The sequence below is a fragment of the Methylomagnum ishizawai genome, assembly GCF_900155475.1.
GTDB lineage: Bacteria > Pseudomonadota > Gammaproteobacteria > Methylococcales > Methylococcaceae > Methylomagnum > Methylomagnum ishizawai_A.
Genome location: NZ_FXAM01000001.1, coordinates 2,334,886 through 2,349,564, shown reverse-complemented (window position 1 = coordinate 2,349,564; position 14,679 = coordinate 2,334,886). Strand labels below are relative to the sequence as shown.

Genomic DNA, 14,679 nt, shown 5'->3' with positions numbered 1-14,679 from the left:
ATAGGCCAAGGGGTTCGCCACGCGCTTACCTCAGAGCATCTCTGATCCATTTCGCATCAGGATTTATCTCTATGGCCCTCAGCAGGTCTTCTCTGGCCTTATCAAATACCCCGAGTCTTTGCTGTAGCTGTCCACGTTTCGCCAAGAAACGCGCCGGTACCCGGTCGCCTAATCCTTCGATCGCCCGGTCGAAAGCCGCTAAGGCATGATCCAGCTCACCTAACTCAGCGAGGCATTCCCCCTTGTACCCGTAAAACACGAACCGATGGGGTGCCCGCTTGAGTACGGCGTCACAAAGGCTCAATGTTTTTTTAACGTCATGGTCTATATGAAGGGTGTAATGGACTAGCAAACGTAGCACCGCAGGCTCATTGGGCAGCCGTTCCACCAGATCGGTGATCAGCAATTTAGCTTCCGCCAACATGCCCCGTCCAACCATTTTCCAAATGATCTGCACTACCGGGGCGAATTGGTCAGGACGTAGCGCGATCAGCTTATGAACCGTTGCGACTACGGCATCTGGCTCGTTCGATTGCAATTGCACCTGGGCCACCAGGGCAAGCAATTCCGTATCCTGAGGGGTTTGTTTCAGTGCGCGGTTAACTAAAGCAGCCACCTCGGCGATCCCCTCATGCGCGGATTGCGCCAACTCGAACAGTGGTGTCAACGCCTCCACCGGACGCATCAGGCCTCTCTCGCATGCCGTTTTATAGGCGTTCACGGCCTCATTCGAGTTGCCAATCGCTTGGCAACTCAGCGCCAGTCCCAGCCATAAACGACCGTCATTCTGGTTGAGCGCCAGGGCCTGACGCCAAGCTCGCTCGGCCTCATCATAGCGATGTTGACGGTGGAAAGACTCCGCCAGGGCCGGTAGCAAGCGGTTGACCCGGTCCAGAGCCGGATTCAGCTGTTCGATGGCGCGATCATATTCTCCCCGTTGGAATGCAATCAGTCCTGCATCGTAGAGGTCTGACTGAGCGGGTAACGATGGGATTCCGTCAACTGGCTTTCCGCCATCCAGATAGTCAAAGCGCGCCAATCCTTCCCGCCCGGCGTGTTCGACCTGTATTAGCCAGTCCTTTGCCTGCTGTCGCCAGCGACCGATACCGGGACTCGGTTGTACCTGTTTGGCCAACGCCTCGGCATCTCCCTCCAGACCGAGAAATTTCATCAGGCGTTCGATCTCCACCCTGGGCTGAGCGCACAGGTCCTCGTAGCGTATACGCAAGTATTGTCCCGGCATCTTGGCCTCGGCGTACTCAGCCAACCGCAGATTAAGGCGATCCCACAGGCGAATACTGCGTTGCGCCTTGTCCAGCAACAGTTCATCGCTCTGCAGGACCACGGGGCCCAGGTAGTTCAACTGCTTCTGGTTATGAGACAGCGCCATGTCACGCCCGTCCCGCACCACATGGATGCAACGCATGCCCGGCCAGAGCCGATGCCAGAAGGGTGCGAAAAAGACCGTCGGCGGCAATTTCCACCCCCACTGGCTGTGCTTCGCCACGCCATCCAGAAATACCGCGAGCTTCGCGCCCAGGGCATGGACAATGGCGGATTCGATCTCGATGGGGGGTTCTGCCTTCCAATAGGGCAACAACCGCGCCCACCACTCGCCCAGCAACTCGATGCTGTCGTCGGAGGGATTTAACTGCGTCCCCAGATGCACGCCGAGTTGTTGCAGAATTCGGGATATGACACGGGTGCCTGATCCGCCGGTTCCTCCAATGAGGATCGGGGGGCTATATTGGTTTCCCAACTGCGCCACCGACGCCACGGTTGCTTCAGTGTTTGGAGCGATTTGAACCGATAGTTGCAGTGGCTCATAATCGTGCCTTAACCAAGTAAACACGCCCTCTTCCACCACTTTCAACCGTAGCTGAAGGGCCTCCGATGTCTTCGGAGCGCAAATGGGTAGCCATTGCACCGTCTCCTCGCCACTGGCCAAGGCTGGCAGGGGGATGCCCCCGTCCTTGAGCATCAAAGGCTTGCCATCGCCTTTACACCATTGGTTGACCAGGAACAACCCCAATTCCCTGCCGCCCGGCCAGGAAAGCGGGCTGGTATTGGTAACCCGTACCACAATCAGGCGTCGTTCTCCCGGCCACATCCGCAGTGGCGGTTCATCAACGGCTATCGTAGCCTTCCTGCCTTCGGCTGGCAGTAGATTCAAAGGGATATTCTGCGCATCATCGATCAAGCGTGAGACCACCCCCGCCAAGCTCTGCACATTGGGCTCACGGAAGAGTTCACCGTATGCGCCAGGGATAAATTCGACCCGATGCCGGGGCCAAGCCCGCTGCCACATCAATTCTGGTTGCCGGAAATGGCGATATGGATTGGTGACATCGCTTTCGCGCCCGAAGATCAGCCCCACTGGGCCGGCATAGGGTTGCGCCGAAAAGGTCCATTCCATGAGGATAAGCAACAGCACATAGCGTTCCCGGCGCATCAGGTGCTGGGCAATAGCCATGGTAATCAGGGTTCCCTGGCAGTTACCCCCCAGGACCAGTGCCCCGCAAGGGCGCAGCGCCTGGATCTCCCGCACATAATCGAGCGCCAGGGCTTGAATATTGTCCTCGGTATAATCCATGACCAGGTGCCCGGAGCGCATACCATAGAGGGGTTGATCCACGCCCAGGTAATGGCCAAGTTGGGCAAATTCCTCTTGGCCTTGAAAGACCCAAAACAGCGGCGGGCGGGTGCCTTCCAGATTACGCCCAACAATCAGGCTTTCCGGACTGGCCCGTTCGCCCTGCCAACTCATCGCATAGCTTTGTAATTGATGCCAAATAACTGGATCGAGCAACCTGCGTACTCCAGGGCGCAGATGTTGTTCTGCTTCCCCGATCCCATCCCCGTTGGCGGGCTGTTTTAGCAGCTCAGCCAGATTGGCAATTGTCGGCGACTGAAAGAAATCCCGCAGGGACAAGGCCAGACCAAAGCCAGTCTTGATGCGGCTGACCAGTCTCGCGGATAACAACGAGTGGCCCCCTAGGTCAAAGAAGTTGTCGTGTATCCCCGGCAACTCATTGAGCATCAGGATTTCCTGCCACAGTTCTGCCAGGGTCTCTTCTATCGGGTTACGCGGCGCGACATAGGCAGTGCCGAGCGCCGCTCGATCAATCTCCGGTGCCGGCAGGGCCGCACGGTCTAGCTTGCCATTCGGTGTCAATGGCAGGCTGTCCAAAGGCACAATGGCGACTGGAATCATGTAGTCCGGCAACTGTTCCGCCAAGGCACCGCGCAGATCTGGCCCGATTGGATCGCTTTCCTGGTCGAGAACGACGTAAGCGACCAGTCGTCGCTCATCTGGATGATCCTCTCGAACCATCACCACGCATTCCTTGATTCCCGACAAAGAGACCAGTGTCGCTTCGATCTCGCCCAGTTCGATGCGGTAGCCGCGCAGCTTGATCTGGTGGTCCAGCCGTCCTAGGAACAGCAATTGTCCGTCCTCCCGCCAGTGTACCCGGTCGCCCGTGCGGTACAGCCGCTGCCGCTGGCCAAACACTTCCAGTTCGACGAAGCGCTCCGCCGTCAGCTCAGGACGGTTCAGGTATCCCCGCGCCAAGCCCATTCCACCAATGTACAACTCGCCGGGAACTCCGATGGGCACGGGCTGACCCTGTGGGTCGAGGACGTAAATCTGGGTGTTGGCGATAGGTCGACCTATGGGCGGAAAGTTTGCCCAACCATCTGGAATGCCCTCCAATGCATATGCGGTGACAACATGGGTTTCTGATGGGCCATAGTGATTCCAGAAATGACAATATGGTAGCGCGGAAAAGAATTGCTGTATTGATGGAGTGATGCGTAATTGCTCACCGGCCGTGATTACGGCGACAAGACTGCTGGGAGGAGTTTTTGCGGCAGTTTCCGTTAGCTGCATCAAGCCCGCGTAGGGCAAAAAAAGCCGCTCGATTCGATGTGCTTCCAGGTAACCGCACAGTAATTGGCTATCCCGCCGTGTAGCTTCATCGATCAATACCAAACAGCCTCCGGTATCGAACGTGGAGAAGATTTCCTGTAAGGAAACATCGAAGCTCAACGATGTCTGCTGTAGCGTTCTATAGGCTTCCCCAAGTCCAGGCTGTTGACGACTATAGGCTATGAGATTGGCTAATGCGCCATGAGGCAGCATGACACCCTTGGGCCGTCCAGTGGAGCCGGAGGTATAGATCACGTAGGCCAGATCATCCAGTCCGGCCCGACTGACGGGATTTTCCACCGAGGCCGGCCATTCCTCCGTTCCATCCAGGCACAAGGCTTCTACGCCCTCACCCTGCGGGATTCGGTCCCGCAGGCCCCGCTGGGTCAGCAATATCCGCGCCCCGCTGTCTTCCAGCAGATATTCGATCCGCGCCTGCGGATAGTCCGAATCGATGGGCACATAGGCCCCTCCGGCCTTGAGGATGCCCAGCAGGCCCACAATCAGCTCAATCGAGCGTGCGCAGACTAGGCCTACCAGGACATCGGAACCTACGCCCCGGGCCATCAGTCCATGGGCTACGCGGTTGGCCGCCTCGTTCAGTTCGCGGTAGCTGAGCCGCCGTTCGCCAAACTCCACAGCCGGGGCCTCGGGACGACCTGCCGCTTGTGCCTCGAACAGCCCTACCACGGTCTGTTGCAGGGGAACGGTGCAAGGACCCTGGCCCCAGGCATGTAATTGCGTCACTTCAGATTCGGGCACCAGGGAAATCCGGTCGAGCGTGCGCCTCGGTTGCTTAGCAACGGCCTCCAGCAGATGTAACAGATGGCTTTGTATAGCCGCCCGCTGTTGATCGTCGAAGTAGGCCCGATTCGTGACAAAATCCCAACGCGCATCCGAGTGGACGTAGTAATCGCGAAAAGCAAGCACCAATGGAATTTGCTCCGCATCATTCAGCATGCCTTCTGTGTAGCTAACGATCTCCCCAAAAGATGTGTCGTAGTCCTGCCGTTCATAGGACAGAACGATGTCGAACAGTTGCCGGTGGGCCGTGACTGGCCGGATATCATGGTAGATGGCGCTGATGGGATAGCGCTGATAGCGGTAGCATTGCAAGAGCTGCTTGGCAATCCGCTGTAAAAAAACATCAAAAGATTCCCTAAGATCGACCCGCAAGCTGAAGGGGAAGACCCAGGTAAAAAGCCCTGCGGTTTGCTTGAATTGGACACTGGACCGATTCTGCATCGGAAGACCGATCACCAGTGTATCCACGCCTCTGGTACGCGAGAAATAGAGTGCCAGGACAGCGATCAAAACATGAAAAAAACTCCCCTGATAAGCCTTGGCCAAGGTCTCGAGTCGTTGGATCAGCGCTCTCGGCACCTGCGGGCTGCGACAATCGCTGGGTGCTGGTAAATGGCTTCCCGACTTGGGTATCAACAGGGGTTCGGGTGGGTAGGTGAATTGCCCTTTCCAGAATTCTCCATGCTTCCGGTATCTCTCGGAACGTCTGTACTCTTGTTCGTTGGCGATAAAATCGAGGTAGGATGGACTCCATAGGTCAGGTGTCTCTCCGCGAACCAAGGCCGTATAGAGTCCCCCAAGTGAGCGGACCAACAGGGAACTACCCCAACCGTCCGTGATCAGGTGGTGATATTGCATCAGCCAGTAGTAGTCGGCCTCGGCTACCCGGACCAGGTCGTAGCGGAACAATGGAAAACCATCGAGCACGAATGGTTCCATAAAACGTCGCTGCATCCACTGCGTTGCGGCAATCAGGGGATCTGCCTCTTCCCGAAAATCGTGCAGGATCACCTCGGGTTCGAAGGGCTGAACAATGGTCTGTTGGGGGACTCCGTTTTCATCCCGACTTTGGGTTAATTGAATACGCAGGCAGTCGTGTTTCAATACCAGTAAGCGGACAGCCTCCCGAAATCGCGCAATATCCACTGCCCCGGGCAGATGTATCTTTGCGCCGATGTTGTACAGTGGCAGCCCCTCATGCAATATCTGATTGAACCAGATTTCTTGCTGGGTCTGCGTCAAGGGATAAAGCGGCGCGGGGCTAGGATGAACTACAGTTTCGGGTACAGAATTACTGCCCATAAATTTAGTCAGATGTTCATTAGGATAGAACAGAATATCCGAAAGCTTCTGCTGGCTCAGTCCAGGGTATCCCAGTTTCTAATATTCAATTTGCACCAGGTCTCATAGACCTCCAGCCATCTATCGAATTGGTCAATGCTGTCAAGATGGTTATGAAATTCGCCCATGATCTTACTGTAATTAGCAACATAGTGGCGGCAGGTGGCGCAATCGGTATTAGGAATACAGCAATCGGCGTCATCCCAGGTTAGATCGGTTCTATATTCACGATGATGAGCGGAATTGAGTATGGCGCAATTCGTCGCAACACCCGTTTGGGAATCAATATTGAAAAGGACATCAGGGCTATTGATGCGCTCGTTGTAATAAGATGAATAAATCAGGGTATCCGGATAACGGATAAGCAGCTCCCGTATGTGACCTCTTATGATGTTCAGGTCTTCGAGGCGTAAAGCAAGCTGGTCGTCAGGGCCACTGAAACGTCCCTTACCTCTGAAACGTATTTCGTTGGGCATCTCAGTGCCTGACGATCCGTACCAGCGCGTAGGACTATAATGATTGAACGAGAGTTTAGTCCCATGCTGGGCGCAGATATCTGTCACCTCCGCCATTTCACCGATATTTTGACGGTTTATGGTAAAGATAAAAACCGCCCGCGCATCCCGAGAGAAGTTATCGAGCGCACTTCTGAAGGCATGTTTCCCTCTCAGGCGCGCATCCGTTTCCTCCGCCCCCCAAAGCGAGATATGCAGCATAAAGGGCAGATCCGGCGCGATGGGCAAGGTGCCATTCGTATAGATAACGCCTCGATTCCAGTACTTGGCAGCCAATGCGAGCCGCTCCGGAACTTTTGCCGGTTCTGCACCGGCAAAATGGGGCATGGTCACACCACGCTTGACTTCACTGGCAAAAAAAGCGTCGAACTCATCCAGGGTCCGGTCATCATTGAAGTTGGAGGAGCGTTCGCCTTCAAAGAAGTAGCACCCTTTGCAGCGGAGATTGCATCGATTGGTAATGTCATAGCCTGAAATAATCAGACGATTGACATGCTTCTTGATTTTCTTATAGCGCCTTTGCAGGGATGGATTGTCCAAAAGGTAATGATCGAGACGGCTTCTTTGCATTTTCAATTGTACCTAACACGTTGTTTTGCGACATCACAATGAACGCCCGAGCAATATATTTATCTGGAGCCGCTTAACTAGCCAGCTTGAGGCAACTTAAAACTCTGGATACCCAGTGTCTCGACAAAGTCTGTGATATCTTCCTTATATTTATCCGCAAACTCTTTCTGGAAGTAAGGCTGCCAGAAGTCATCCTGTAACTCGCTGTAGTCGTGCTGGATGCGATAAGCGAGGCGACCCGATACATTTCCAAGACGCCGATGCAGCGTGATCGAGTTGTCAAACAACAGAAGGTCGCCGTCATTTTTGTACCAATGATCGTAAATATAGTAATCGACGAACAAATGTTCGTTGATTTCTGCGAAGAGGCTATCGCTTTCGGCCTTACTCATTCCACGAACCCCATAAACCGTATTTAATGGGTAGTGCAACCCCTTAATGCCTCCAGGACTCATGATGACCATCGGAATCTCGGCACCATCCACTGGACACATGTTGGAACGACCGAGATTGTCATTGAGGATCGGGTTTATCTTTCCCTCTGTATAGCGGTGAGTCAAAACCATCTCATCCAGCTCCGAACGGAACGACTCACTGACTGATTCATAATAATCTGCGGTTTGCAAAAAACCCGTTGACGAACCCACCATGCACTTTCCACCCAGCAACGCCACGCCGGGGACAAAGGTCAGGGTGGCCGCTTCATTAGAATGCCAAAGCAATTCACCATCATTAAATAGTCCGGTCGACAGTCCTTTGTCATTTTTGATCCCACTAACCCGCGCGATACCTGCGCCTTCGGAAGTCGATTGCTGATATCTAATGTGTTCCCGTATCACACCCTTGTCTTCTGCGTCAATACCGCTGGTATCGCTCAAACCCAGTCGAACAAGTAACCCCATCGATGTAATACCGTATTTCTTCATTAGCCTGTAGTACAAGCCATGTCTGGGTTCGCCAAGCTTCCTTATCCATCCAAGCTGGTTCTCGCAGGTTAGATTGCAGTCACGAATAATGGTGACCAGGCTCTTCATGTGGATATGGCCGATCTCTCTCCACTGCTCGTCGGTGAGATGTTCAAAATCCACGCCATCTATATAGACGCCATAGCTACCCATTCCATCAATGCTAGTAACCTTCATCGGAATATCCTTAGATTGTGTTGACGACCAGTTGCAAGGTGCTGCATGTTATGCGAAACCAGAATTGCGTTGAAAATCCTCCTTCAGGCTGCATATTTTCTCAATACGACTACCGCATTATGTCCGCCAAATCCAAAGGCGTTAGAGAGGGCATATTCCACAGAGGAATGATGACCACGAAGTGGCGTGTAATCAAGATCACACTCAGGGTCGGGATCATGCAGATTGATTGTGGGCGGGATAAAACCTGTCAGCAGGGTTTGGGTACATAAAATGGCTTCCAGGGCACTGGCGGCGCCTAACCAATGCCCGGTTGTCGATTTGGTCGAACTGATGGCAACCTGTTCAGCGGCTTTACCCAAGGCGCGGCGGATGACCCGGGTTTCTGTCTTGTCGTTGGCGGGCGTAGATGTGCCGTGGGCATTGATGTAGTTGATCGCGCTGGGGACGATACCAGCGTCCGCGAGGGCATCCGTTATCGCCTTGGCGGCCATCTCACCACCCGGGGCGGGCGAGGTGATGTGATAGCCATCAGCGGTCATACCAAAGCCGACGACTTCAGCCAAGATGGGGCGGCCAAGGCGTTTGGCGTATTCAAGCTCCTCCAAAAGCAAGATCCCCGCTCCTTCTGATAACACAAAACCGTCTCGGTTTCGATCAAAAGGGCAGCTCGCTGTAGCAGGCGCATGGTTTCTTACCGAGAGTGCATTCATGCGGTCAAAGCCGGCCATCATCGTCTCCGTGATGGGAGCATCCCCTGCACCGACCACGACGGCGTCCGCCTCGCCATACTGGATACTACGAAACCCCAGGCCGATGCTGTGATTGCCGGTTGCGCAGGCGGAGAGGGGGGCGAAGTTAGGGCCAGTATGCCCATGCCTGACCGCGATCTCACCTGCGGCCATATTGGCGATCATCATGGGAATCAGGGTGCTGCTGATGTGGCGGTGGTCGCCTTGCAAGAACTTTTGATGATTTTGGTCAAGGGATCCTATGCCACCCGCTGCCGAGCCCACATAGACCCCGGTGCGTTGGGGCGTCGGCGGTGCAGTGTGCCAGCCAGCCTGTCTGGCCGCCTCCTGATAGGCGACAAGCACAAGCTGAGTGTAGCGATCGAGTCTTAATCGATCTCTTTTTGAAAAGTGCCGCGAGAAATCGAAGTCACGAACCTCTCCGGCAATCTTCGAAGAGAACGGGGCGGGATCAATCAAGGTCAGCGAGCCGATACCACTGACCCCTTGGGCCACATTGTCCCAGATCATCGGGACCGAGTGCCCGTTGGGGCCAATCGCTCCCACACCGGTAATGACCACCCTGCGTTTCATACGTTGGTTGGAATGCCGTGATAATCGATGGATGCCAGATAGCTCTCCATGAATTCGGCGAGCTTGGCGGGCGTACTTAGGAGTGCGATCGTGTCGTCCTCAAACCGGACGCCCAGTTTATCTTCAATACTGACCAGAATCTCCGTCATTTCCAGGGAATCGGCACCCATATCTTCAATGAGATCGGTGTCATCACTAATCGCATCGAGTGGTTTTTCAAAGCGATCAGCGATTTCTTGCTTAATAAAAGAAGTTAATTCAGATTTCGTCATGATGCTCTCTGAGTGGGGTAGGAATGTGCCAGGTTTTGTTGATATAGCAAATAAACATCATTGCAAAAAATATCAATGACTCGACTTTGGCCTTTTACGCCGTGGCAGCGGGTTGACTTAACAGAACCATGCAATCGCGTGGCGATAATTCCAACCGCTCGCCGCCGGATTCGGAGTTGATGATATGCTTGAGTGCCCATATGGCGCGGCGGACGAAGGCCCGCATGTCAGAAAAAGCCGCGTCGGTCTTTGGGTGCCAAGCGGCCTGCCGGACCGGCAGGGTTCCATTTTCCACCAGGCCATCAGGCAGACCAGGGGAAACAAGCCCATCAAGGCGGACGTAGTCCGGGCAATGGCGAGCCACTGCCGCTGGGCTTCCACGCCAAGGTGACGACGGCTCTCTTCGAAAGTGACCTCCACGATCCACTCGGGCGTCAGCCCGGTGTCGGTGGCGAAGGCAGGCCTGGGGCCGGGTTTCGCCGGTGGTGGGGTCCACGACCAGGACTCAGCGCAGGCGGATTGGGTCTTCGCCGGGCGTGTGCCAGAGGGCCACCCCGCCGGGCAACCGGACCACCTTGGGTTCGCCTCCGTACCAAGCCACCCCGGTTTCCCGCCAGGGTTCGCCCGGTTGGTCCGTCTTGGGCTTGCGCCTCCGCCGACCCAGCTACTACGTTTCCGGGAAGCCGAACAGGCATGGGCCAGGACCACGCGGGCATATAGGCACGGTCGCCCACCACCGTGAACGCCGCAGTCTCCAGCCACCGCTTTCAGTTGCGGAATCGAAAATGACCAAAGTCGAATCAATGATAAAGCTTAGGCGATATCTAAAAAAGGTCATACCTGGGTGGCGGGCCGGATCATCAAGTTGATGGACACCCTCGACACCCAAGAAGCTGCCGACTTGCTCCGGGTCTCCGTGCCGCTCATCCGCGAAATGGCAAACAGGGGAGAAGTGCCCGCATTTTTTTAGCGGGGCAATGGTTGTTTTTTAAAAGCCACACAGGATACAATACGCGGATGAAAGGGCGCGGAACACGAACAACGCTACCGGCACGAACAAGCCAAAGCGGCCAAGTCGCAAACTCCGCCCGATCCAGCGCCCAAAGGGTGTGGGAGGCCTAGGAAAGTGGTTAAGCGCATGGCTAACGCGCTCTAACCCAAAGAAATCAACGGATCAAATGGCCTGCAAAGCCGTGTACGCCGGTTCGATTCCGACCTCAGCCTCCATCTATCTATAAGCGGGAATAGCTCAGTTGGTAGAGCACAACCTTGCCAAGGTTGGGGTCGCGAGTTCGAGTCTCGTTTCCCGCTCCAAATCCTCCCCTCCCTAATATGTCCCAGACGGTTTCCCCTTCCTGGGGCCATGTCCGTAGCACGCCATTATCTCTCCTTGCGCCGGTCCATCTCCTCGGCCTGCAATTCCCTCAAACGCTCGTCCAGCACCGAATTCAAATAGAAGTTATCCCCGGCGAATTTCTTCGCCAAGCGCAATTGCAGGATAGCGGTGCGGGTCTGGCCATCGGCGTAATAGGCCTCGCCCAGATAGCGGTGCGATTCGGCCTCGTTGCCCAGCTTGCTATAGGTCTCCGCCATCAGTTCGTAGACTTCCGGCGTGATCGCGTGGAAGCGGGTGTAATCGTGCAATAGCTTTCCCGCCTGCATCGCCTTGCCGGTCATCAACAACACGCGGACATAATTCAGGGTCAAGGCCCGGTTGCCGGGGAAACGCTGCAAGGCCGAATCGAACAACTGCCCCGCCTTGGCATAATCCTTGGTGTCCAGGTGCGCCTCCGCCAGCGCGTTGACGAATTGCGATTGGTCGGGATAGGCCTGCATCAGTTTTTGCAGCGCGGGCTTGGCCTCCTCGCCACGGGAAGCCTTGATCAGGGCCAAGGCCAGGCCATAGCTGTTGATATCCTGCTGGACCTTGGTGCCCTGCCCGCTCATCGCCTTGAAATAATCCAAGGCCACTTTGGGGTTGACGGCGGTCTCGACCCGGAGTTTGGCGCGGACGATGCGGTAGGCCAGGGAATCCGGGTATTGCTTGTACGGGAACTGCTCGGCCCGGCCACGGGTATCGGAGATACGCGAGACGGTCACGGGATGGGTCAGCAGGAATTCCGGCATCTTGCTGCCCGCGAAACGGGTGGATTGCTGCATCCTTTCGAAGAAGTCCGGCATAGCCCTGGGATCGAATTCCGATTTGGACAGGATTTGCATCCCCACCCGGTCGGCCTCGGCCTCGTTGTCGCGGGTGAAATTGATCTGGTATTGCAAATTGGCGGCCTGGGCCGCCATCATCGCGCCCATGCCCGCCTGTCCGCCGCCCCTGGCCCCGAGCAAGGCTCCCGCCAACATCGCCACGGCGGTGGGGATCGCCATGCGGCTCGCGGCCTGGAACGCCTGGTAAAGATGGCGCTGGGTGACGTGGGAAATTTCGTGGGCCAGCACCGAGGCCAGTTCGCTCTCGGCCTCGGTCAAAAGGATCAACCCGGAATTGACGCCGATATAGCCGCCCGGACCGGCGAAGGCGTTGATGGCGACTTCATCGACCACGAAGAAATGGAAGGGCTGGGCCGGATTGTCGCTCTCGCCCGCCAGTTTTTGGCCGATGGATTGAATATAATCCAGCACTTCCGGGTCTTGGCTGATCTGCAACTGGCTGTGCAGGTTGCGGTAGAACGCCTCGCCCAATTCCGCCTCCTGCTGCGGCGTCATCAAGGTGCCGGTGGAGTCGCCGATATCGGGCAGTTCGATTTTCTTTTCCTCCGCCTCGGCCAGGACCGGGGACGGGAACGACAGGGCGAGTTGGGCGGGGATGAGCAGGGCGAGCAGGGTTTTCTGGAGTTTCATAGGTGGCAGCGCCCTCGAAGGGCATGGATACGACGGGCGGCGGAGGCGATGGATGAAATACGCGATCCAGGTACACGGCGGGCCGGGGCAAACCCCTGCGGCCCATACCGCCTACCAGTTTATCAAAGCGGCGTTGGCGGAAGGCCACGAAATCGTGAGGATTTTTTTCTACCACGATGGCGTGCAGCAGGGTTTCGGACCGGGCGGCACCGACACACCCAGGCTCTTCCCGGACTGGCCGGGCCTGGCCGGGGCGCATGGGCTCGACCTGGTGCTATGCGCCTCGGCGGCGGCCCGGCGGGGTTTGTTGCCGCCGGAAGAAAACGATTGGCCGGAATCCCCAGCCATCGCCCCCGGTTTCCGGGCCGGGGGTTTGGGGCAATGGATGGAAGCCTGCCTCAAGGCCGACCGGGTTTTGGTGTTCGGGGGCTGAAATGGGGAAGAAACTGTTGTTCGTCCTGCGCCGCCCGCCCCACGCCGGATTCCGCCTGCGCGAAAGCCTGGATATGATCCTCACCGCCGCCGCCTTCGACCAAGCCGTCGCCCTGTTATGCCTGGATGATGGCGTCTACCCGCTCAAGCGCGGCCAGCATCCTGAAACCGCCGGTTTGCCGCCGGTGGCGCAGCTGTTCGAGGCGCTGGAATTGTACGATGTGGACGAGGTGTGGGTGGAACGCGAATCCCTGGCCGAGCGGGGCTTGGAACCCGCCGATTTGATCATCCCGGTCCGCCTGTTGGACCGCGCCGCCGTGGCCGGGCTGACGGCGGCGCAGGATATCGTGGTGGCCTGCTGATGGCGGTTTTACATCTGGTGGGCCACTCTCCCCATGAAAACCGGGCCTGGGCGGATTGCCTGCTCCGGGCGGGCGCGGGCGATGCGGTCTTGTTGATCGAGGCAGGCGTCTACGCGGCGGTCGGGAACGTGGGTACGGAAACCACGCGGCTCGCCGCCGGGCGGGTGGCCCTGTATGCCCTGGCCCCGGACCTTGCGGCGCGTGGACTCGCGACCTCCGACCTCGCCGCGGGCATCGTCCCGGTCGATTACACCGGCTTCGTCGCCCTGACCACCACCCACAACCCCATCCAATCCTGGTTCTGATGCCCATACTCGAGATCGACAGCCAGCAGCTCGCCACCACCGACGGCGGTTTCCTGGTGGATAGCTCCGCCTGGAACGAACGGGTCGCCCTGGCCCTGGCCGCGACCCTTCCCATCGAATTGACCGCGGCCCATTGGGAAATCGTGCTATTCATCCGCGGCTACCACCAGCGCTTCCAACACCTGCCGAATACCCGCATGTTCGTGAAAGCCGTGCAAAAGGAACTGGGCGGGGACAAGGGGAATTCGCGTTACCTGCACCGGCTGTTCCCGGACAGCCCTTTGAAATACGCCTGCCTGGTGGCCGGTTTACCCAAGCCGCCCGGCTGCGTTTGAAAGCTTCCTTCACCCATACCGAGGACCGTTCCCCATGGCCAGACCCGTCACGCCCCTGATCGCCGCCGACGCCATCATCGAACTCATCGACCTGCCGGGCCGCCCCATCGTCCTGATCGAGCGGCTATATCCCCCGGCGGGCTGGGCCATCCCCGGCGGCTTCGTCGATGTGGGGGAAAGCCTGGAACACGCCGCCGTGCGGGAAGCCCGCGAGGAAACCGGGCTGGACGTGAAACTCCTCGCCCTGCTTGGGCTGTATTCCAACCCGGAGCGCGATCCCCGCGGCCACACCGTCACGGCGGTCTATGTGGCCGAGGCCCACGGCAGCCCGGTCGCCGACGACGACGCCAAGACCGTCCGCGTTTCCAGCTTGGACGATTTGCCCCAGCCCTTGGCTTTCGACCATGCCCTGGTGTTGGCGGATTACCGGCGTTTTAGAGAGGCGGGCGCGGTCGCGCCCTTGCGCTGACCTCCGGCATCGGCACGGGTTCC

General features: G+C 57.1%; 12 protein-coding genes and 1 tRNA gene. 7 read left to right on the top strand and 6 right to left on the bottom strand.

All coding sequences use genetic code 11. From position 1 onward, the window contains the following. Positions 1-25 precede the first annotated feature (25 nt). The 5 genes from B9N93_RS10380 to B9N93_RS10360 form a co-directional block, all read right to left on the bottom strand. Positions 26-5,977 (bottom strand): non-ribosomal peptide synthetase, encoded by a 5,952-nt coding sequence (locus B9N93_RS10380; RefSeq protein ID WP_176225216.1) that lies wholly within the window; start codon positions 5,975-5,977, stop codon positions 26-28. A 116-nt stretch (positions 5,978-6,093) separates the two neighbouring features. Then, positions 6,094-7,161 (bottom strand): radical SAM protein, encoded by a 1,068-nt coding sequence (locus B9N93_RS10375; protein ID WP_085213349.1) that lies wholly within the window; start codon positions 7,159-7,161, stop codon positions 6,094-6,096. A gap of 77 nt (positions 7,162-7,238) precedes the next feature. Continuing rightward, positions 7,239-8,303, bottom strand: a complete 1,065-nt coding sequence (locus tag B9N93_RS10370) for a TauD/TfdA dioxygenase family protein (RefSeq protein ID WP_085213347.1) — start codon at positions 8,301-8,303, stop codon at positions 7,239-7,241. An 83-nt stretch (positions 8,304-8,386) separates the two neighbouring features. Then, positions 8,387-9,628 carry a beta-ketoacyl-ACP synthase II gene (gene fabF, locus B9N93_RS10365; RefSeq protein WP_085213345.1) on the bottom strand — a complete coding sequence of 414 codons (1,242 nt, stop codon included), beginning with the start codon at positions 9,626-9,628 and terminating at the stop codon, positions 8,387-8,389. Further along, positions 9,625-9,900, bottom strand: coding sequence for an acyl carrier protein (locus B9N93_RS10360; protein WP_085213343.1), 276 nt, complete (start codon positions 9,898-9,900; stop codon positions 9,625-9,627). The genes fabF and B9N93_RS10360 overlap by 4 nt, the downstream gene beginning before the upstream one ends. An 868-nt stretch (positions 9,901-10,768) precedes the next feature. Between B9N93_RS10360 and B9N93_RS26840 the strand changes: the two genes are divergently transcribed. Together B9N93_RS26840 and B9N93_RS10355 are read left to right on the top strand one after the other, a co-directional pair. Then, the gene (locus tag B9N93_RS26840) at positions 10,769-10,870 is read left to right on the top strand and encodes a helix-turn-helix domain-containing protein (protein ID WP_125468927.1); all 102 of its coding nucleotides are present in this window, start codon (positions 10,769-10,771) and stop codon (positions 10,868-10,870) included. A gap of 268 nt (positions 10,871-11,138) precedes the next feature. Then, positions 11,139-11,214: transfer RNA gene (locus tag B9N93_RS10355), tRNA-Gly, on the top strand. A 66-nt stretch (positions 11,215-11,280) separates the two neighbouring features. Here the strand turns inward: B9N93_RS10355 and B9N93_RS10350 are convergent. Further along, on the bottom strand, positions 11,281-12,753 hold the full coding sequence (locus B9N93_RS10350) for a beta-barrel assembly-enhancing protease (protein ID WP_085213342.1): 1,473 nt from the start codon (positions 12,751-12,753) through the stop codon (positions 11,281-11,283). Positions 12,754-12,805: 52 nt separating this feature from the next. On the opposite strand from B9N93_RS10350, the gene tusD reads away from it, so the two are divergent. From tusD to B9N93_RS10325, 5 genes are read left to right on the top strand one after another with little or no spacing between them, the layout of a single operon-like run. Next, positions 12,806-13,186, top strand: a complete 381-nt coding sequence (gene tusD / locus B9N93_RS10345; protein WP_085213341.1) for a sulfurtransferase complex subunit TusD — start codon at positions 12,806-12,808, stop codon at positions 13,184-13,186. Position 13,187: 1 nt separating this feature from the next. Further along, complete coding sequence (tusC, locus tag B9N93_RS10340; RefSeq protein WP_085213340.1) at positions 13,188-13,547, top strand: sulfurtransferase complex subunit TusC; 360 nt, start codon at positions 13,188-13,190, stop codon at positions 13,545-13,547. Then, complete coding sequence (tusB, locus tag B9N93_RS10335) at positions 13,547-13,852, top strand: sulfurtransferase complex subunit TusB (RefSeq protein WP_085213339.1); 306 nt, start codon at positions 13,547-13,549, stop codon at positions 13,850-13,852. Before tusC ends, tusB begins: the two co-directional genes overlap by 1 nt. Then, a complete protein-coding gene (locus B9N93_RS10330) occupies positions 13,852-14,187 on the top strand; it encodes a TusE/DsrC/DsvC family sulfur relay protein (protein ID WP_125468926.1) in 336 nt (111 codons plus the stop codon). Before tusB ends, B9N93_RS10330 begins: the two co-directional genes overlap by 1 nt. Before the next feature lie 34 nt (positions 14,188-14,221). After that, complete coding sequence (locus tag B9N93_RS10325) at positions 14,222-14,656, top strand: NUDIX domain-containing protein (protein ID WP_085213338.1); 435 nt, start codon at positions 14,222-14,224, stop codon at positions 14,654-14,656. Positions 14,657-14,679: the final 23 nt, after the last annotated feature.

What these genes read in the sequence shown, in the direction of transcription:
- B9N93_RS26840 (WP_125468927.1), top strand. Translation starts at nt 10,769, where the DNA reads ATGGACACCCTCGACACCCAAGAAGCTGCCGACTTGCTCCGGGTCTCC.
- B9N93_RS10360 (WP_085213343.1), bottom strand. Translation starts at nt 9,900, where the DNA reads ATGACGAAATCTGAATTAACTTCTTTTATTAAGCAAGAAATCGCTGAT.
- tusD (WP_085213341.1), top strand. Translation starts at nt 12,806, where the DNA reads ATGAAATACGCGATCCAGGTACACGGCGGGCCGGGGCAAACCCCTGCG.
- B9N93_RS10325 (WP_085213338.1), top strand. Translation starts at nt 14,222, where the DNA reads ATGGCCAGACCCGTCACGCCCCTGATCGCCGCCGACGCCATCATCGAA.
- tusC (WP_085213340.1), top strand. Translation starts at nt 13,188, where the DNA reads ATGGGGAAGAAACTGTTGTTCGTCCTGCGCCGCCCGCCCCACGCCGGA.
- B9N93_RS10330 (WP_125468926.1), top strand. Translation starts at nt 13,852, where the DNA reads ATGCCCATACTCGAGATCGACAGCCAGCAGCTCGCCACCACCGACGGC.
- B9N93_RS10370 (WP_085213347.1), bottom strand. Translation starts at nt 8,303, where the DNA reads ATGAAGGTTACTAGCATTGATGGAATGGGTAGCTATGGCGTCTATATA.
- fabF (WP_085213345.1), bottom strand. Translation starts at nt 9,628, where the DNA reads ATGAAACGCAGGGTGGTCATTACCGGTGTGGGAGCGATTGGCCCCAAC.
- tusB (WP_085213339.1), top strand. Translation starts at nt 13,547, where the DNA reads ATGGCGGTTTTACATCTGGTGGGCCACTCTCCCCATGAAAACCGGGCC.
- B9N93_RS10350 (WP_085213342.1), bottom strand. Translation starts at nt 12,753, where the DNA reads ATGAAACTCCAGAAAACCCTGCTCGCCCTGCTCATCCCCGCCCAACTC.
- B9N93_RS10375 (WP_085213349.1), bottom strand. Translation starts at nt 7,161, where the DNA reads ATGCAAAGAAGCCGTCTCGATCATTACCTTTTGGACAATCCATCCCTG.